We start from the raw sequence: 19,158 nt of genomic DNA, 5'->3' as shown, positions 1-19,158 counted from the left end.
AATAATCATCCTACATTTGTACCATAATCAAAACTAGAGCTTATAGATAAATACGTACCTAACCTTTAATTGTGAGAATTGTGAGAAAGAACCTTTTTGGATTAGGCGTATTAGGAATTTTACTTGTTTTTTTACTAGTTTCGGCTCGTAAGCCAAGCACTTCTTTAGAGATAGAAAGAGCTACAAGTGCAGCTCCTTTGTCAGCCGACAGTATTTACAACCTATACATCAACAACCTTTATACAGATCTTCATTTAAAGGAGGCTGGATTATCCTTACCTGTTTTTGAGAAAGCATTAACTGGCTTCTACAACCTTAAACAAGCTGGCCAAACATCTTCGTCAAAACAGATTTTAAGCATAGCTGATTTTGATCAGTTAAGCACTCAAAAAAGGCTTTACATCATCGACTTAAATAAAAAACAGTTACTACTGAATACTTGGGTAGCACATGGACAAAATAGCGGTGCCGATGAAGCTACGAACTTCTCCAATATCAATAACTCGTTCTCTAGTAGCTTAGGCTTTTATGTTACTGGAGAAATCTACCGAGGAATTCATGGCAAGTCACTTAAACTAGACGGAATGGATGAAGGCTTCAACTCAAATGCTAGAAGTCGTTCTATTGTGGTACATGGCGCACCTTATGTAAGTAATGGAACCATTAAAGCGCTAGGACGTTTAGGTCGTAGTCAAGGTTGTCCCGCAGTTGCTCCGGAGTTAGCAGATAAAGTAATCCATACTATTGAAGACAAAACAGTGCTCTTCATCAACAAATCGCAGAATGATTATCATTCAAAATATTTGAACGAAACTTTAGCCGCAAATTTCGCTAACGACATACAAACCACTCACATGGATTAAGGAATAGCTTGATTTTAAGAAACAAAAAGGCGGATATAGAAGAAACCTGCCTCTTTGTTTTTAGCCCAAATCTATAGGCCATTATAAAAATCAAAACCTATATGTTGTGCATTTAGCCACAGATGCACAGATTTTTTTGTTTTTAAATAAAATTGAAGCGAAATATTGTCACTCAATAAAGTGTTCTAGTTCAAAAGTTCAATTCTTGTATGTTTTAAATCTGTATTTCATTTGTGTATCTGTGGCTAAATCTCACAAATGCACAAGAGGTAAAACCTATATCATACCATTATTTCATCAAACGCTTTAGATGTGTATACAACACGATATCTAAACCATAAACATCTTTGCGATATTGCAATTTCCCTGCACTGTCTAGCCAACATGTATTGTATGTGAGATAAACTGGCACTTTGTTTTTCAGTCCTATGTCTTTTGCTTTCGGCTGTCCGTCTTGCATTGCTTTTTTAATACCGTCAAAGGTAGATCCGCTGTCAAATAATGCTTGCGCTAAAGCCAAAGGATCTTCTACCCTCACACAACCATGACTTACAGCTCGCACCTGTCTGTTGAATGCCGCCTTATGAGGCGTATCATGCAAGTAAACAGCACTTTGGTTATTGAACAGAAATTTGATTTTACCTAAAGAATTATCTTCGCCGGGGCGTTGCTTAAAGCTGTATTTTTTTCCAGCTCCTGGTTCCGACCAATCTATCGTTTCTGGATCGTCGATAATTTTTCCATCTTGATAAACATCAATAGCGTTATTAGCCAAATAATGCGGATCGGCAGCAGCGTATTTCGTGATTTCATTACTAGCGATACTTTCCGGAATATTCCATACCGGATTTACCTGCACGCTATGAATGATACTATTTAACTGAGGTGTTTCCCTATTAAACGGTCGATCTTTCTTCACACCAGTTTCATCATATTCCACCAATTTATCCTTATAATCTTGATTTCTCCCCTCGCCCACACAAACTTTCATACGCAAAGTTGATTTGTCTTTTTCGATCACATCTAAAGAAAAGTCTGGAATGTTTACCCACACATATTTATCGCCTGTGGGCTTATTCTGCCAACGTAAACGTTCTAAATTCACCATCAAAATTCTTTGCATTTCCTCAGCTGCAGTTCCCGTAAGTTGCGATTGCTGTTGCAAAGCCTGCTGCATTGCTACGTACTGCTTGTCGTTCGGTTGCACACTATCTAAAAACATTTTCACATCATTTGCTTCGAGAGAATTAACAAAACTCTTTTCGTATGGGCGCTTGGTTTCAGTATAGTACTGTGCGTAAATTTTCCTCGGACTGATGATGCCAAACTGCATCGCATTACTGTAATCACTAATTGAATTAGCTAATGAAAGCTCCAATTTAGTGAGCAGTTGATAGGCTTCGTCTACGGTTTTAACCTTACTTTTATCTTTTAACTCTTCATTAAGTGCTTGTAGTTGGGCTGTCCTGAATATTTTAGGCGACAGGCCATGCATCTCTGCATTATTAAACACAGCAATGATGCTATCTAATTGCTTTTCCTTTAAAATTTTCGATAACAAAACTGGATTATATTCATGCTTTTCGTAAAAAGTCTGTATAAACTTAGGATTTCTAAAGGAGTTCGCTTGTTCTGCGTTAGCTACTTTTAAACGTTCTGCAAAGGTTTCCTCATCTATTTCTTTGAAAACCTTATTTTTAGCTATACTGAATGCTAGTTTTCCTAATTCGGATTGACTTTTCTTACAAGCTGGAAATGCTACGACAGCAATCAACAATATGATACATAAATGCAAAAACTTGCTATATGAGCGGTTATAAAAGGTGTGATGATTATTCATACCTCATTTAATAGCGTTTAATACGTTATTGTTTGAAAATTTGATATTTTTTTGGGGAAAGACAGCATTTGAAGTTCCGGTGAGAAATTTCAAATTTCCGCAATCAAATTGAACAGAAAATGGTTATATGAAAACATATCAACTATAACAATTATGATTAAGCTAAATAAAATAATGGTTTTAGGCTCAACAGCAGCCATAATGCTTGCCGCCTCTTGCACAAATTCATCAGAAAGAGAACATCGCGACACCGCTGCCGAAGAAGTAGATTCTAATATTGATGTAACGACCAAAGCGCAGGTAAACACAGCCGATATCAACATGGATGGCGGCGAAAAAGCATTCATCATTTCTGCTTACTCACAAAGCCTGTACACTATTGAACTTGCTACAGCTGCTGCTAAAAGTAAGGATGAGGCTTTACGTAACTTCGCAAAAAAAATCACACCCGGCTACCAAAAAATGCTTACAGACATTGAAAGCATTGCCAAAGGGAAAGGCTTAACTTTAGAGCGAAACGTGTCTGAGGCCCAGCGAAAAGAGCTAGATGCGATTAAACAATTGGGTTCGCCAACATTAGATCAGCAAGTGCTGCAAAAAATGCAGATGTTGCAAGCATCTTTTACAACTTTATTTAAAGAAGCGGCGCATTTACAAAGCGATGTAATTAAAGATTTTGCGAAGAATTCGATGTCTCCTATTCATTCGCAGCAGGCTGAAACTACAACGCTGTTCAACAAGGCAAATGAAACTGGATCACAAAGCACGAGACCTGGAGAAGTGGCAACGCAGTAATTTGCCTGCCACTTTACCAATTTATTGCTTAATATGACTTAATTTCTCTATAGAAACCACATAAATAGCATTGCCGTGTTTCTCAATCAGTTTTTCTTCTTTAAAATCAGCTAGCATACGACTTACAGTTTCGCTTGCAGTACCTACAAAGGCAGCTAAATCATCTCTCGAAATTTTGAGTGTACAGCTGTCTTCGTTATTTGGAGCAAACTTTTTAGATAACTGAACCAGAGCTTCGGCCACTCTTTTACGCACAGAAAAATAAGCAAGTTTTAGCATCTGGTCTTCCTTAAAGCGAATATTTCCAGATAGCAATTCGATGAAAGCTGTAGCCATTTCTTGGTGATTAAGCAAAGCATCCATAAAATCTGCCTTAGGTATAAGTAGTAATTCGGTATCGGCTAAAGTTGCTGCATTATCTGCGTAAGGCACACCACAGCATAAACTTTCGTAACCGAAAAAATCTCCATCCTTATAAATATTCGACGACAACTCCCTTCCATCCTTAAAGCGTTTGTAAGTTTTCACCTGTCCACTTTTGATAAAATACAGATAACTAGGTTCATCGTTCTCTACATAAATTACCTGTTTGTTGGCATAACTTCTACTTTTTCCTTTTTGTTTTAGCTCTGAAAAAATGGTCTGTAAATCTTTAGGACCAGATTTAAAACCTACTGTCTGATTTTTCTTCTTCAACCTACTCTCAATAGCGTTAAACAGTTCTAAATCGTCGAAAGGCTTCGTAAGGTAATCATCCGCCCCCATTTCCATCCCTTTACGCATATCGGCTCTTTCTGCCTTCGCCGTCATAAAAATGAAAGGGATATTAGCCAATTTTGGGTTTTTACTAAGTAGATAAAGTACGCCATAACCGTCAAGCTCGGGCATCATAATATCACATAAAATGATGTCTGGAGATGAACTAAGCGCTAGTTCTACGCCTATCTTACCATTTTTTGCCGATACCGCCTCGTAACCTGCCAATTCTAAAATCTCTACTGTGCCTTCCCTGATGTCGTCGTTGTCTTCAATTACTAAAACTTTTTTCATTGCGCTAAATTATATTTCATTAGGATGTTCTTCGCTTCCCTAATGATGGTTAAAATTAAAATGGAGGGTAAATGTAGTTCCTTTATTTTGTTCGGTTTGGCAGTTTACGGTGCCATTCATTAAACCTACGTATCGTTTTACGATATTTAAACCTAATCCCGTCCCAGGAATATCGCCGGTATTATGTGCTCTAAAAAATGGTTCAAATAAGTTGATCTTGTCAATCTCTGGAATGCCGATGCCGTTATCCTTTACCTCTACAATCAATTCGTTTTCTTTAAGCTTGGTATTAAATTGGATCATCGTATCTTCACCAGAGTACTTTATAGCATTAGAAATTAGATTGATGATGCAGTTCTTCAACAAGTTATGATCTAAAAAAACCTGTGCACTTGTGCCCGTATGTTCGTAGACAATAAGTTGGTTCTGTTTACTGATGAGCTGCATTTCCTCCACAATTTCCTCGGCAAATGCAATTACGTTAAACCAATTGGCGGTAGGCTCTACCTTGCCCGCTTCCAACTTTTCTAAAGACAAGAAATCGTTGAGGATAGTGGTTAGGTTGTTAATTGCATTTTTGATTTTCATCGTATGCTTTTCAACATTTGCCGCATCATTTTTTGAGGTATATTTATCGATAAGCGAAGCTGATAATTGGATAGAGCTTAGCGGCGTTCTAAACTCATGAGAAGCCATTGATACAAATCTAGTTTTTAATTGGTTAAGCTCCTTCTCCTTCTCAAACAATGCACTTACATGTTCCTTCGCAGTTTCCAGTTCATTGATAGACTTGATGAGGTCTTGCGTACGTTCTTTAATCTTACTTTCAAGCTCTTCGGTATAGCTTTTAATCTTCAATTCATCTTCCTTCTGTCGGCTTAAATCGTGGATAAAACCTGTAAAAATCCTTCTATCAGAAAATTTAACTTCGCTAACGCCTAACCTGAACGGAAAAACCGAACCATCTTTACGCTGCCCCTGCACTTCTCTACCTATACCAATAATGTGTGCATGACCACTATGACGATAGTTTGCGATGTATTGATCGTGTCTTGCTTTATCTGGCTGAGGCATTAACATCGAAACGTTCTTACCAGTAACCTCTTCTCTATCGTAACCAAAAAGTGCTAACGCTGATGGATTAATATGTTCTATTATTCCAAATTCATCGATGGTAATAATTCCATCAATTGCATTCTCTATAATCGCGTTTAACAATTTGGCTCTTTCCATTTTAAAGTGTATCGGCTGTGTGCCGCCAAGATAGTTATTTTAGCAGATTTGGTCATCACAAATCTTAAATATTGGTATTCGAAAGCCTAGTTTCAGACACCATTAGTTCTTTCAAAATACTCTGACTTGAAATATCATTGAACAAGTCTTTGTAGTAGCTTATCCCCTTTTGTAATTGGTCTTTAAAACCATCCAAGTGTTTCTTTTTCTTATCGTTGATATTCTTGAAATACAATTGAACTTCAGTTTGTAGATAATCGATATATAAATTCAGTTCGTTAATAAAAACATGCGGACGTTGCACTTTTTCCAACAAATTCACGCTACCATAAATATGCTTCACCATTTCATCTAACGAATAAACCTTATTAAAAAATGCCAAATTTGGGCCTGGACAAATAGCCACTGCCTTAGTTTCTTTAGGCTTTAACATATTGGTTTTGATATAGGTAGAAGTACATAAACCTTCGCACAAACAAACCTTCTCTGTAATAGTATCAAAAGCTTCTTTATAGGCAACCGCATCTAAGTTCTGACTATCTAATTGCTTAATTTTCATTTTCTGATACTTGTGCGACGCAGTACAAATTGGCTCTTTGGTGAACTCGGTATTGCTCACCAAATATTTTTTTGTACACGGACTGCCCGGCTTGCCAGCTGCAATTCTGTCTAAACGAAGCTGCTCGGCGCTGCTATATTTAAAATTGTTAAAAAGCACACCCAACGGAGATGAATTACTTAAGTAATAATCTTCTTGTTTGGCATCTGCAAGTTGGTTTAAGGTATTTTCATCCACATTGGTGACTTCTGGCACCAATAAAAATGGGCTTCCCCAACCAGTAGCATCTAAGTTGTAGTATTTCAATAGAAATTCGTTTTCTTTTGCTGTTCCAATTCCGCCTTGAACGCTAATTCTTTGTTGTGGAATTACGTCTAAACTGATTTCCTTTAGAGCCAATGCTTTGATATAAAGCCCTTTCAATTCATCCTGCATTTTAAGACGGTTCTGCTTAAAATCTTCCAAAATAGGGCCTAACAAATAACCGTCGGTAGCAAAAGCGTGCCCACCGCAATTTAAACCAGATTCGATCCTAAATTCTGAAACCCAAAGGCCCTTTTTTGCTAAAAATTTGGCTTGGATTAGTGCAGAGCGAAAATCGCTAACTTTTAAGATAATGCGTTTTTTAAATTCACCTATGCTGTTAGGCACAAAACCGTCAAACTTTTCGATATAACTGTACAAACGTGGGTTCATACCTGCAGAAAGCACCACCGAAGCATTTAAATCACTTTCTACAAAAGCTCTCAGCGCCGATAATGCATCTGTATTTTCATCACCAAGGTAAGTTCCATCTTTAGTAAAATTTAACTTATCAACCTTAGCCATGATGTTGACATCGATGTTGCCCTTCTTCATACGTTGGCGCAAACGGTCTTGAAAAATCTTCTTCCTCGCCCCTTCCGGATATTCCATCATTAATTCGTAGCCATGCTTAATTACAGAACCTTCTGGCAAGAGCTCAAAATACCTGCAAATATCACTTCCAGCAACAAAATCTTGTTGTTTCAGTGCTTCAAACTGCTCATCGACTAAGCTTTGCAGCAAATTTAAGTAGGCGGCAATACGTTTTGTTCTAAAATTTTCCTCATTTTTGGTAATAGGATGATATTCTAAAAGGTTCATTTGAGAATGATATTTACGCATCCGTTCGGTTAATTCATCATCTACGATAGAAACTACCGAAGAGATACCGTAACGAGCCACCTTTAACGGTGTATCTATAGAAAAACCTAGACCTAAAACTGGGATATGAAATTGATGAACCATAAAATGATTGAAATGTACTTTTTGCCAAAATTATTGACACAGCACACTTTTTAGGGGTAGGTTGGTCAGATTAAAAAGTGATTTAGGTCATTTTAGCACTAACCTATTCCCTCTACTTTTTAAGGAGTACCTGTCCCGACCATTCCTATCGTGTGAACACAAATATTGGGAAATATTATTTTCCTCCCCCTGCCCCCTCGAAGAGGGGGATATGCAAAATGCTTAAGCACCGTGTGTCCCCCTTTGGAGGGGGATTTAAGGGGGAGGAAAGATAGGAATAGTCGGGAGGGCTAGTATGAGGTTTCCAAACAAACCCTCTCTGCCATTTGGGTATTTATTGATGATTATTTAACTTCTTAATGGTATCAATGAACTCGTAAACTCGGTTCTCCCTGAAAGGGAGAGAAAATAGCTATTATTGACGATACTGCTGGTTGATTATTGGAATTTGGTCATTGGTTGTTTTTTAAAGCATGACTATTGACAAACTGACCACTGCGCAGCAAAATCAACCCAATGTTAACACCGGCACTTAACATTAACATAATGATAATATACACTTAACCCGTTAATGCCCTAGCTTTGCAAAAAAGCTTAATCCATGAAGAAAGACAAACAGAGAGCGCAGCAAAAAGCGCAGCTGAAAACCAATCGTAAACAAGCCGAAAAAGCAATTAAAGCCGCATTAATTACTGAATTAACTACGCTAGTTGGCACCTTTGCTGAGCCGAATAAGAAGCTAAAAAAATTGATAGAAAAAACCGCTTCGGCATTTTCTAAAGAAATTGATAAAACTGCAAAGCCTATAGTAGAAGCTCTTGCTGCAAAAACTGAGGAAGTTGCACCAGTTGCAGCAGAGAAAAAAGTGGCAAAACCACGTGCTGTAAAGAAAACTGAGAAAGAAGCAACAAAATAATTGCAATTATTCTTAAAAGCTATAAATAGCTGTAGTGATGCATTTTATCCGCTACAGCTATACATTTATAGGTCAAAAAAAACCACAAAGTGAAATTCTTTTTCTTTTAAAGAAGAAATAATTGCAACTTTGTGTCATTAATGAAAAGAAGAAATACATACGAGCTTAAAGTAGCGAAGAAATTTGCTAGTACTTTATTGGCGATATTATTTCTCGTTATTCCATTCATACAAACGCTTCACTCGCATCATGCCGATGAAAGTTTTGTAAAAACTACTACAGAAAAATCTATTTCTAGCGCAGCAGAAAAATGTTTGATTTGTGAATACACTGCCGAAATTAAAGGCAAGCAAATCTTGATGTCACATCCACCTGTAATTGACATTCCAACTGATGTTTGCGCTGAATTAAACACATTTGTTTATACAAGGATTTATAAGTTTACCTTACAAAACTTCTCTAACAAAGGGCCTCCTAGCCTTTTGAGCTAATTTCTATTTAAACGGCTGCCGATGCTCTTCGCATGGTTTTAATGCCGCAATCCAATTATTTTTTACTCGAATGCCTTTAAGGTATTCCAATTTATTTGATGTTTTTGATGAACTATGGGAGTTTTCTAAGCTGTTAAGCTAGATTTTTCATTTATTCATCAATGCTACAATTCTCAATTTTCTGATGAAGAAATGGTATGCATTTTTCTTTAGCTGCTTTTTGGCAAGCTATGCTTTGGCGCAAAACACTGATGTTTCGGTATATGTAAGCAATGCTCAAAACAATCCAGTACAAGGTGCTAAAGTTTGGCTACGTACTATTGAGGTTTACACTGACGCTTCTGGCACGGCAATTTTTAAGGACATCCCTTTGGGTAATTACAACTTAAAAGTGCAAGCCAAAACTTATGCTGATTACGAAAAACGCATTCAAATTAGTAAAGGAGAACAGCATTTTCATGCAAAGTTAAAGCCTGAAGTTACCGAGTTAAAAACAGTTGAAATTAATACCAATGCGCAAGCCATTAGGAAAAGTAGCGAAGCGAGAAATATCGACATTGTTGACCAAGAATTTGTGCAGCGCCATCTGGGCGGGAGCTTGATGAAAACACTTGATAGATTACCTGGAATTAGCAGTATTGGCATTGGCTCTGGGCAATCGAAACCCCTGATACGTGGTATGGGATTTAACCGTGTGGTGGTGGTAGATAAGGGGATTAAGCACGAAGGGCAGCAATGGGGCGCCGATCACGGTCTGGAAATAGACCAGTTTGCGGCTGGCGAGATAGAAGTAATTAAAGGCCCTTCCTCTTTTGTTTACGGTTCTGATGCCATTGGTGGCGCTATTAATTTGAAACCAGTTTCCGTACCGCTTAATCAAGACTTGGGGGGCAGCGTTAATTTGATCGGCAAAACCAATAACAAACATTATGGTGGTTCTGTAAATCTCTTTGGCAGTAATAAAAAATGGTTTTTCGATAGTAGAGTTACCTATCAAAACTATGCAGACTACCGTGTACCAACAGACAAAGTTTACGTTTACGACTATGCTGTAAATCTGCATAACAACCAATTACGCAATACTGCAGGAAGAGAAACGGGCTTACACTTTAGCACAGGCTATGTCGGTAAAACTTTTAAAACAGCATTTTATGCTAGCAATAGCTATGCAAAAACTGGATTTTTCGCCAATGCACACGGTTTAGAACCACGCAATGTGGATGAAGCTTTACATGACGCCTCTGATCGTGATATTCAGTTACCATACCAGACTGTTAATCACTTTAAGTTGATTAATCGCACTGAGTTTAACCATTCAAATAGTAAAACCGAACTAGAATTGGGCTTCCAACATAATTATAGACAGGAATTTAATCATTACACCGCACATGGTTTTATGCCGCCAGTTTATCCTACAAATATGTCTATCCCCATTAATTTGGAACGGGTTTACCACAAGTCTATTTATTCTGGAAACTTAAGGCATAGCTTTAGCATCAACAAGCATCAGTTACAGATTGGATTTAATGGAGATTATCAAGACAATAACATTAGCGGGTGGAGTTTTTTAATCCCAGCTTTTCAACAATTTAATGCTGGTCTGTTTGCTTACGATAAATATATCATTAACAATGATTTGATATTACACGGCGCATTACGCTATGATTATGGCACTTACCAATTTGAAAGATATGACGATTGGTTTCCTTCTCAACGTGAAGTAAATGGTATTAAAACAGAGGAAGTATTAACCAGAACCAGAGATTTCTCTAGAAACTTTAACAGTTTTGTTTGGTCGGTTGGTGCCAATTATAATCCTGGAAAGCTAAATGTTAAAGCAAATATTGGCAAGAGTTTTAGGATGCCTATCGCTAAAGAGTTAGCTGCAAACGGCGTAAACTACCACTATTTCAGTTTTGAGAGAGGAAATGAAAACTTAGATCCAGAGGTTGCCTACCAAGCCGATTTTGGAATTACTTGGACAGAGAAAAAATGGTCTGTTAATTTCAATCCGTTTTACAACTATTTCCCCAACTACATTTACCTGAACCCTACACCTTACCACGATCGCTTTTACGGAGCAGGAAATCAAGTTTTTGAATACCAACAAAGTAGCGTAGTGCGTTACGGTGCCGAATTGAAAGTTAATTATCAATTGCTACCAAGTTTAAGCACTGAGTTTTTAGGTGAATATCTGTACAGCGAACAGCTTTCGGGAGATAAGAAAGGCTTTACGATACCCTTCTCTCCTGCTCCATCTGCTTTGCTCAATTTAACGTGGTCGCCAAAATTAGGTGAAAAATTAAGCAACACGTATTTCTCTGTGGATTATCGCTTAACTGCAAGACAAGAGAATATCGTTCCGCCAGAAAAGAAAACACCGGGCTATCAAATAGTGAATTTACAGCTTGGCGGCAGCTTGGTTTTTAACAAACAAAACGTAGATATGAGTTTGCAAGTTCAAAATCTATTTGATGCCAAATATCTTAATCACACTAGCTTTTATCGGCTAATTGAATTGCCAGAAGCAAGCAGAAACGTAGTGCTATCCTTAAAAATACCTTTTAAAGTAAATGACCAATAATCAAAATTATCAATTAACAAAATCACAATAATCAATAATTCAATAATTCAATAATTCAATTAAGAAATGAAAACAAGAAAAATTACCCTAGCAGCCATGCTTTTATTTGTAGCAGCTTTTACCGCATGTAAAAAAGATAAGGACGATCCTATTCGAGAAGGAATAGAAAGAGCTGAACTTATTTTCACAGAAGTGGATGGTCATGCACACGGCGACCACTTTCATGACCTTGCCGACCGTACAAATGGCAAACAAACTGTGGTTAAGTTCAACAATAAAGGTGCTGCTATTTCTGGTGGACACCTACATCTAGAAGCCGAAGCTGTTTACAAGCTACAGCTGAAGGCTTGGGACTACACTGGCAAAGAAGTACAAAACGATTTTATCACAAACAAAGCAACTGCAGATAATTACAAGGCATTTTTAGTTGGCGGCAACTTCATTCTGAATGCAAATACAACCAACGAAAGCGGTGCTATTTTTCAACCAAGAGAAACCACTTATGGCGACGGCACAGCGGTATCTGGAAGTGGTGGCATTGCAACTACCGGTGTGGTAAGCTACTTCACCATTGGTCACAGTAATGAGGGAGCTACTAAAAATGTGAGTTTTATACTCAGAAAAGTAAATGCTGGCGTTAAGGCCACCATCACTAGAGCCGACTGGAACCGTAGCGATTACGCAACAGCATTTGCTGGACAAGACGTGCTGAAATTGAACTTTGAGATACACGCAGAACATTAAAATTATATCGAAAGGAGGATACCGACTAATCATTACCTTCCTCCTTTCATCTTAAAATAACTAATGATGAAAAAGACTTTAGCTTTATTTGCCCTAGTATTACTGATTTTCGCTGCTTGTAAGAAAGATAATCACGAAGAAAAAGACACTCAATATCCTGAAATTCTAGCAACAGCTAATTCATTTCCAACGCAATGTGGTGTGGTTACACGTGGGCAAACTTTCACTTTTAAGGCCACTTTTAGTGACAATAAAGAATTAGGAGCTTTTAGCTTGGATATTCACCACAACTTTGATCATCACAACCACAGTACAGAAGTTAACCAGTGTACTTTTGAAGCTAAGAAAGCTCCTATAAAGCCTTTCATATTTATTCAAAACTACAATATCCCAGCAGGCTCAAAACAACACGAAGCTACAGCACAAATTGTTGTACCTGCAGATGTTGACCCTGGAGATTATCATTTTATGATACGTTTAACAGATAAAGAAGGATGGCAAACCATTAAAGGATTAAGCATTAAGATACAATAGATGAAAGCAATTAGGATTTTAGCAATTCTCCTCAGTTTTACATTGATGAGCACAGGATGTAATCATGACCATAGCCATGAGGAAAAATCATCCGAAAAAGAGAAAGTAAATCAATCGCAAGGCGATGAAAAAGCACATGGCAATCATCGTCATTAAAGATAATAGTTTGTTTAGGTTGGTAGCAATAGCCCCGATGGATGTCGGGGCTTTGCTCGTTTATACCTTTATATAGATTTTCTTTTTATCTAATACCACACCAATAATCCACATCACCAACATATATACAATAGCAAACCATAATGAAGCATTAATTGGAGTTAGCCAATCTGTAAAACCCGCTTTGTACACAATACCCTTTAACGGTCTGCCATCAATACGAATTACCCCCATTGCACTTATGACTAACCAAGCCAGTACGTAAATAAATAAAGGGTTTTTGCCAAACACTTCGAAGAAATAAGCCCAACGTTTAAGCTGCCAAATCTCAATAATGAGCATTAATAGACCAATAATAATTAGGCAGTAGCCAAGTGAGCAAAGTACGTAAGTGCTAGTCCACAAAGCTTTATTGATTGGAAAGTAACTGCCCCATACTAATGATATAATTACTGAAACTGTGCCTACAGCAAACAATTTCCAAACAGAAGATAGATTATTACCGTTTTTTTGAATAAAAATTCCAGTAAAATAACCAGCAATTACATTTACAATAGCTGGCAACGTACTTAATAAACCAAGTGGGTCAAAAGGAATGGGATAATGTTTGTAGATATTTTTTATAGGCAAGTAAGCTAAATCTACTTTTCTTATTGCATTTCCTTCTAAACTGTAAGGGTCTGGTTGGTCTCCGAAGAAATACAATATGGCCCAGTAACCTAAAAGAATAGCAATGCTTGAAACAATTACAGTCGATTTTTTGAAGTAAAAAACCATCAAACTAGCCAAGCAATAACATAATGCAATACGTTGCAGCACGCCCCAAAGTCTAATATCCAATAAATTATTGAACACCATTTGATCTCCTTCGTAATGGAAGAATGGAAATCCATTTAGGAACAAACCTATTAAAAAGATGATTGCAGTTCTTTTAAAAACTTTTGGTAAAAACTGCGAAGAACTCAATTTCCCCATCTTTTTAAGGCTAAAGCTTAATGCGTTACCCACTACAAATAGAAACGCGGGAAACACCCAATCCGTAGGTGTAAAACCATGCCAATCTGCATGTCTTAGCGGAGCATAAATATTACTCCAATCACCGGGAGTATTTACCACAATCATTAAGGCAACGGTCAATCCCCTTAATACATCTAAAGAGAGGTATCTATTCTGCATTGGCTGTAAAGTTTGCTCGGCCATATCTTTAAAGCTATGAAGTTAACAAATGACTGCTATCCTTATCTAAGAACAACACCGCATTTGGGTGTGTTCTTAATATTGTAGCAGGATTTTCCGTACTGATTTCACTATTTAAGGTATGATTTACTGCTTCAGCTTTAGTTGGACCCGGAACTACGCAATTGATATACGTAGCACTTAACAAAGCTGGAATGGTTAACGTTAATGCTTCTTTTGGCACCTCATCCAAAGTCGCAAAACAACCATCGTTTACTTGCTGTTGTCTGCAAACTTCGTCTAGTTCTACTACTTTTACAATGTGCTTATCTTCAAAATCTGCTACTGGAGGGTCGTTAAAAGCCAAGTGTCCATTCTCTCCTATACCCATGCACACCATATCAACTTTGTTTTGATTTAATAAAGCTGCATACCTTTCGCATTCGGCAGCAATATCATCGGCATTGCCATTTAAATAGTTTACAGATTTAAAATTGAATTTATCAAATAATCGATGTTTCAAGAAATTACCAAAACCTTGCGGCGCATCGGCAGCTAAGCCAATATATTCATCCATGTGGAAAGCATTTACACGGCTCCAATCTAGGTTTTCATAATCTAGTGCTGCTAGAAATTCGTTCTGTGAAGGCGCTGCAGCAAATATTACATTAATTTCATCCTTCGTCTTTAGAAGAGCAGTTATTTCTTTAGCAAATTTCTCTGAAGCAGCCGCTCCCATGCTTTTTCTGTCTTCGTAAATTCTTACATCTAGTTTGGTTTCAACAAGGTTTGTCATCTTAATTTATTAGGGTTGATTGAGTTTTTTACTTAATTGATAGAAGCATTCCATTTCACTATCAATTAAATATTTAGCTAAATTAATATTTTTCGTGTACGTTAACGAAAAATTTATATTTTTGTTTAGTACACGTTTTTCAACAACCAAATAAATTAAGGAGCCATCACATGATGCTTCAAACCTGAACTATTAAAAATAATGAAGAAGACGATTTCGCAAAGGTATTTATCCTTAGATGTTTTACGAGGATTAACCGTTGCCTTAATGATTGTAGTAAACACTCCCGGCAGTTGGAGCCACATTTACGCACCTTTTAAACACGCAGAATGGCATGGTTTTACCTTAACAGACCTTGTATTCCCTACTTTTCTTTTTGTAGTAGGTAATGCTTTGAGCTTTAGCTTAAAAAAACTAGAAGAGGTTTCCTTTGGAGATTTCTTTAAAAAAGTAGCTAAACGAGCACTCATTATCTTTATCATCGGGCTACTACTCAATCTCTTTCCATTTGTAGTATTTGGCGAAGATGGCAGTGTTTCTTTAAAAAACTTTTTAGAGGTTAGGATATTTGGGGTTTTGCAGCGTATCGCCTTGTGTTATTTCTTTGGAAGTTTAATCATCTATTTCTTTAGAAAAACAACATCCATTGCCGTTATAAGTGCAGTAATATTACTTACTTACTGGGGTATTTTATACTATTTTGGTCAGCTGGGCAACCCTTACAGTTTAGAAGGAAATGCAGCCAAAGCTTTAGATGATTTCCTCTTCAACAGCAAAAATTTATATCAGGGTTTTGGTGTTGCTTTTGATCCAGAGGGATTACTGAGCACTTTTCCTGCCATCGTAAACGTATTAATTGGTTATCTTACTGGCAAATATCTGCAAAAACAAGGGAATAATCCTACCGCTGTTTATCGCTTAGTGGGTGTGGGCATAGCCTTTTTAGCCTTAGGTTTTGTGTGGAACTACAGCATCCCTATCAACAAACCTATTTGGACCAGCTCTTATGTACTTTTTTCTTTGGGTTGGGATTTAGTAATCACAGGCTTATTAATCGCATTAATTGACGTACTTAATTTCAAAAAATGGACTTACTTTTTTGAGGTTTTCGGTAAAAATGCACTGTTTATCTACATTCTCGCTTGGATAATTATGAAGCTTTTATACCTCATTAAAATTGATGGCTCTTCTTTACCATCTTTATTCTACAAAAATGGTTTAACCAGTTGGTTAGCCGATAAAAATGCTTCCCTAGTATTTGCAATATTATATATGCTGTTGCTTTGGATAATAGGATTAATCCTCGATAAGAAGAAGATCTACGTAAAAGTTTAATATCACCAGAACTAAATATAAAATATATGAAACAAAAATTATTTACGAGCTTTTGCCTTTTGTTAATTGCCGTTCAAACCTTTGCTCAGAAAAAGACACTACTTCAAAAAGTTAATTTAACTTGGAATATCATAGAAACAAACCATAATAACAGTGGCAATACACTTTCAGAATTGGTTTTAACGAACCCATCCTCTACTCCATTTCCCGCTAAAGGATGGAAAATATACTTTAACTCTGGCAATCCGCGTAATGCAGGTGCAGATTCGCTAAACTTACAAATTACCCACTTAAACGGCGATTTGTTTACGGTGTCGCCTGGCAAAAACTTTAAAGGCATTGCACCAAAACAATCTGCTAGTGTTAAAATATTATCGAGGAGTTTAAAAAACATCACCGATTATTCAGAAGGTTTTTACATCGTTTACGACAGTCAACCGTCAAAACCAGTAGCGTTATCTCTAAAAAATGTTTCTAAGGTTGATTATAGTGAGCAAGAAAAAGCGATTGCCAAGCAAATATTTGAGCAAAATAAATCAATTAAAAAAATAGCTACTTTTGCTGTAAGCCCTATTTTACCCACGCCTGTAAGCTACGAAAATCTTGGTGGTCAGTTTTATTTAGATCTCGATATTAACGTGATAGCCGATCCTGTTTTCGAAAAAGAGAGAGCCTATCTGATAGCAGAACTAGAAAAAGTGTTGGTTTCAGACAGGGTGACTCCGACCAAAGCTAAAGGAGCAAAAAACGGAGAATTTGATCCCTCAACAATTACCGTTGCTGCCTTAAGAGACGAGCTGATTATCTTAAAATTAAACCCAGCTTTGGGGTTAGAAGCTTACGAATTAGCCATTAATGAGAAAGGAATTCAAATCACAGCGGCTAAACCTGCTGGCATTTTTTATGGCATACAGTCTTTAAAAAGCTTAATGCCTGCCGATGCGTGGAAAGCTAGACAGTCGCGTATGGCACTCCCTTTCTGTAAAATTAAAGACGAACCAAGATTTGGGCATCGTGCTTTTATGATGGATATTTCGAGAAACTTCCAGCCAAAAGCACAAATTCTGAAAGTTTTAGACGTGCTATCGTTCTACAAAATCAATGTATTTCACCTGCATTTTAACGACGATGAAGGTTGGAGAATTGCCATAAACGGCTTGCCAGAATTAACCGAAGTGGGTAGCAGACGCGGACATACTTTAACTGAAAACGCACATCTGTTCCCCTCGTATGGTTCTGGTCCAACGGTGAACAATCCTTACGGAAGCGGTCATTTAAGCAGAGCTGATTTTATTGAAATTTTGAAATATGCTAATGCTAGACATATCAAGGTTATCCCAGAATATGAAACACCAGGACACGCCAGAGCTGCCATTAAAGCGATGGATGCTCGTTATAAACGTTTGATGAAAGTTGGAAAACCGAAAGAAGCCAAGCAATTTTTACTACGAGATTTAGAAGACCGATCTGTTTATCGTTCGGTACAAGGTTTTAACGATAACGTAGTTAACCCTGCACTACCATCCGTTTACAATTTTATTGGAAAAATTATTGATGAAACCGTAGCCATGTACAAAGATGCTGGTGCACCATTGCAAACTATTCATTTTGGTGGCGATGAAGTTCCTGCTGGTGTATGGGAGAAATCTCCAGCGGTTAAAGCTTTATTAGAAAAAGACAAGTCTATTGAAAATGTAGATGAGTTGTGGCATTATTATTTTACCAAGGTAAATGCCTTACTAAAAGCTAAAAATCTTTACCTCTCGGGATGGGAAGAAATTGGCTTGAAAAAGCAGTTGGTAAATGGCAAAAAACAGATGGTTTTAGATACTCGTTTTGCTAACGAAAACTTCCATACCGATGTTTGGAATAACTTAAAAGGTAACGAAGATTTGGCTTATAAATTGGCTAACGCCGGCTACAAAGTGGTATTAACCAATGTAAGCAACATGTATTTAGATTTGGCCTATAATAAAGATTACAACGAAATTGGTCAGTATTGGGGTGGTTATGTTGATGTAGATAAGCCTTTCAGTTTTGTGCCATTTGATTATTACAGCAACCAAGCCGAAGATCAGTACGGTAATCCATTACCTAAAAATTACTATAGTGGAATGGACAAACTAAACGAAAATGCGAAAGCAAATATTGTAGGCTTACAAGCGCCATTGTGGAGCGAAGTATTGCACAGCAAAGAGCGCTTCGAATATTTGTTTTTACCGAAGATAATAGGTTTGGCAGAACGTGCATGGGAGAAAGAACCTAAATGGAGTACCATATCTCAATCAAACGATGATTTGCGTAAACAGTTGTATAATTACAGTTGGTCTACTTTTATCTACAAAATGAGTAAAAACGAGTTACCTCGATTAAACCATTACGCTGGTGGTTTCCAGTACCGTATACCAACGCCTGGTTATGTGGTTAAAGATGATAAAGTTGAAGCCAATGTTTTGTACCCAGATTTAACAATACGATATACTGTAGATGGGTCTGAACCCACCGCTCAAAGCCTTAAATATGCAACTTCAATTGCTTACCAAGATAATATGAAGTTAAGGGTATTTAATGCTGATGGTAGAGGTGGTAGAACGGTGAAAGTGGTGAGATAGAAACACTTAAATCAACGTGAGTTTTGAATGTTTTTATTGTCTATCAAAAGGATTACGTCTGTGTGTTAATATATATATCTAACAAGGTACCTAAAAGCTGATGCTGAAATGAATTCAGCATGACGAACTGCCCATATACCGTCACCCTGAATTTATTTCAGGGTCAGTAGGGAGAATTAAGACCAAAACTCAGATTAATTAAAAA

At 37.2% G+C, this 19,158-nt stretch carries 15 protein-coding genes; 9 read left to right on the top strand and 6 right to left on the bottom strand.

Going from position 1 to position 19,158, the window contains the following annotated elements; all coding sequences use genetic code 11:
• Positions 1–80 precede the first annotated feature (80 nt).
• A complete protein-coding gene (locus tag REI64_RS02225; RefSeq protein WP_308848452.1) occupies positions 81–863 on the top strand; it encodes a murein L,D-transpeptidase catalytic domain family protein in 783 nt (260 codons plus the stop codon).
• A 289-nt stretch (positions 864–1,152) separates the two neighbouring features.
• Here the strand turns inward: REI64_RS02225 and REI64_RS02220 are convergent, their stop codons facing one another.
• Positions 1,153–2,703, bottom strand: coding sequence for a L,D-transpeptidase family protein (locus REI64_RS02220; protein WP_308848451.1), 1,551 nt, complete (start codon positions 2,701–2,703; stop codon positions 1,153–1,155).
• Between the two features lie 153 nt (positions 2,704–2,856).
• On the opposite strand from REI64_RS02220, the gene REI64_RS02215 reads away from it, so the two are divergent.
• Positions 2,857–3,498: a DUF4142 domain-containing protein gene (locus REI64_RS02215; protein WP_308848450.1), complete on the top strand. Its 642-nt coding sequence runs from the start codon at positions 2,857–2,859 to the stop codon at positions 3,496–3,498.
• A gap of 21 nt (positions 3,499–3,519) precedes the next feature.
• Here REI64_RS02215 and REI64_RS02210 read toward each other — a convergent pair whose 3' ends face one another.
• The 3 genes from REI64_RS02210 to REI64_RS02200 form a co-directional block, all read right to left on the bottom strand.
• Entirely contained in the window at positions 3,520–4,548 is a 1,029-nt protein-coding gene (locus REI64_RS02210; protein WP_308848449.1) for a response regulator, read from the bottom strand.
• A gap of 39 nt (positions 4,549–4,587) precedes the next feature.
• On the bottom strand, positions 4,588–5,781 hold the full coding sequence (locus REI64_RS02205) for a PAS domain-containing sensor histidine kinase (protein ID WP_308848448.1): 1,194 nt from the start codon (positions 5,779–5,781) through the stop codon (positions 4,588–4,590).
• A gap of 64 nt (positions 5,782–5,845) precedes the next feature.
• Complete coding sequence (locus REI64_RS02200) at positions 5,846–7,609, bottom strand: hypothetical protein (RefSeq protein WP_308848447.1); 1,764 nt, start codon at positions 7,607–7,609, stop codon at positions 5,846–5,848.
• 601 nt (positions 7,610–8,210) lie between these two features.
• Between REI64_RS02200 and REI64_RS02195 the strand changes: the two genes are divergently transcribed.
• From REI64_RS02195 to REI64_RS02175, 5 genes are all read left to right on the top strand, one after another.
• Positions 8,211–8,525, top strand: coding sequence for a hypothetical protein (locus REI64_RS02195; RefSeq protein ID WP_308848446.1), 315 nt, complete (start codon positions 8,211–8,213; stop codon positions 8,523–8,525).
• Between the two features lie 140 nt (positions 8,526–8,665).
• Positions 8,666–9,016, top strand: a complete 351-nt coding sequence (locus REI64_RS02190) for a hypothetical protein (protein WP_308848445.1) — start codon at positions 8,666–8,668, stop codon at positions 9,014–9,016.
• A 184-nt stretch (positions 9,017–9,200) separates the two neighbouring features.
• Complete coding sequence (locus REI64_RS02185; protein ID WP_308848444.1) at positions 9,201–11,600, top strand: TonB-dependent receptor; 2,400 nt, start codon at positions 9,201–9,203, stop codon at positions 11,598–11,600.
• Positions 11,601–11,666: 66 nt separating this feature from the next.
• Complete coding sequence (locus REI64_RS02180) at positions 11,667–12,344, top strand: hypothetical protein (RefSeq protein ID WP_308848443.1); 678 nt, start codon at positions 11,667–11,669, stop codon at positions 12,342–12,344.
• A gap of 66 nt (positions 12,345–12,410) precedes the next feature.
• A complete protein-coding gene (locus REI64_RS02175; protein WP_308848442.1) occupies positions 12,411–12,878 on the top strand; it encodes a DUF4625 domain-containing protein in 468 nt (155 codons plus the stop codon).
• Positions 12,879–13,094: 216 nt separating this feature from the next.
• Here REI64_RS02175 and REI64_RS02170 read toward each other — a convergent pair whose 3' ends face one another.
• Positions 13,095–14,234 (bottom strand): heparan-alpha-glucosaminide N-acetyltransferase domain-containing protein, encoded by a 1,140-nt coding sequence (locus tag REI64_RS02170; protein WP_308848441.1) that lies wholly within the window; start codon positions 14,232–14,234, stop codon positions 13,095–13,097.
• Positions 14,235–14,244: 10 nt separating this feature from the next.
• Positions 14,245–15,006 (bottom strand): glucosamine-6-phosphate deaminase, encoded by a 762-nt coding sequence (locus REI64_RS02165; protein ID WP_308848440.1) that lies wholly within the window; start codon positions 15,004–15,006, stop codon positions 14,245–14,247.
• Positions 15,007–15,207: 201 nt separating this feature from the next.
• Between REI64_RS02165 and REI64_RS02160 the strand changes: the two genes are divergently transcribed.
• Positions 15,208–16,341 (top strand): acyltransferase family protein, encoded by a 1,134-nt coding sequence (locus REI64_RS02160; protein ID WP_308848439.1) that lies wholly within the window; start codon positions 15,208–15,210, stop codon positions 16,339–16,341.
• Positions 16,342–16,367: 26 nt separating this feature from the next.
• A complete protein-coding gene (locus REI64_RS02155) occupies positions 16,368–18,953 on the top strand; it encodes a family 20 glycosylhydrolase (protein ID WP_308848438.1) in 2,586 nt (861 codons plus the stop codon).
• Positions 18,954–19,158: the final 205 nt, after the last annotated feature.

Source organism: Pedobacter sp. (genome assembly GCF_031119335.1).
In the GTDB taxonomy this organism is placed as follows: Bacteria; Bacteroidota; Bacteroidia; order Sphingobacteriales; family Sphingobacteriaceae; genus Pedobacter.
The sequence above is the reverse complement of the archived record's forward strand: the minus strand, read 5'-3'. Positions and strand labels throughout refer to the sequence as shown.

What these genes read in the sequence shown, in the direction of transcription:
- REI64_RS02215 (WP_308848450.1), top strand. Translation starts at nt 2,857, where the DNA reads ATGATTAAGCTAAATAAAATAATGGTTTTAGGCTCAACAGCAGCCATA.
- REI64_RS02190 (WP_308848445.1), top strand. Translation starts at nt 8,666, where the DNA reads ATGAAAAGAAGAAATACATACGAGCTTAAAGTAGCGAAGAAATTTGCT.
- REI64_RS02220 (WP_308848451.1), bottom strand. Translation starts at nt 2,703, where the DNA reads ATGAATAATCATCACACCTTTTATAACCGCTCATATAGCAAGTTTTTG.
- REI64_RS02160 (WP_308848439.1), top strand. Translation starts at nt 15,208, where the DNA reads ATGAAGAAGACGATTTCGCAAAGGTATTTATCCTTAGATGTTTTACGA.
- REI64_RS02200 (WP_308848447.1), bottom strand. Translation starts at nt 7,609, where the DNA reads ATGGTTCATCAATTTCATATCCCAGTTTTAGGTCTAGGTTTTTCTATA.
- REI64_RS02175 (WP_308848442.1), top strand. Translation starts at nt 12,411, where the DNA reads ATGAAAAAGACTTTAGCTTTATTTGCCCTAGTATTACTGATTTTCGCT.
- REI64_RS02205 (WP_308848448.1), bottom strand. Translation starts at nt 5,781, where the DNA reads ATGGAAAGAGCCAAATTGTTAAACGCGATTATAGAGAATGCAATTGAT.
- REI64_RS02165 (WP_308848440.1), bottom strand. Translation starts at nt 15,006, where the DNA reads ATGACAAACCTTGTTGAAACCAAACTAGATGTAAGAATTTACGAAGAC.
- REI64_RS02180 (WP_308848443.1), top strand. Translation starts at nt 11,667, where the DNA reads ATGAAAACAAGAAAAATTACCCTAGCAGCCATGCTTTTATTTGTAGCA.
- REI64_RS02185 (WP_308848444.1), top strand. Translation starts at nt 9,201, where the DNA reads ATGAAGAAATGGTATGCATTTTTCTTTAGCTGCTTTTTGGCAAGCTAT.
- REI64_RS02195 (WP_308848446.1), top strand. Translation starts at nt 8,211, where the DNA reads ATGAAGAAAGACAAACAGAGAGCGCAGCAAAAAGCGCAGCTGAAAACC.
- REI64_RS02210 (WP_308848449.1), bottom strand. Translation starts at nt 4,548, where the DNA reads ATGAAAAAAGTTTTAGTAATTGAAGACAACGACGACATCAGGGAAGGC.
- REI64_RS02155 (WP_308848438.1), top strand. Translation starts at nt 16,368, where the DNA reads ATGAAACAAAAATTATTTACGAGCTTTTGCCTTTTGTTAATTGCCGTT.
- REI64_RS02170 (WP_308848441.1), bottom strand. Translation starts at nt 14,234, where the DNA reads ATGGCCGAGCAAACTTTACAGCCAATGCAGAATAGATACCTCTCTTTA.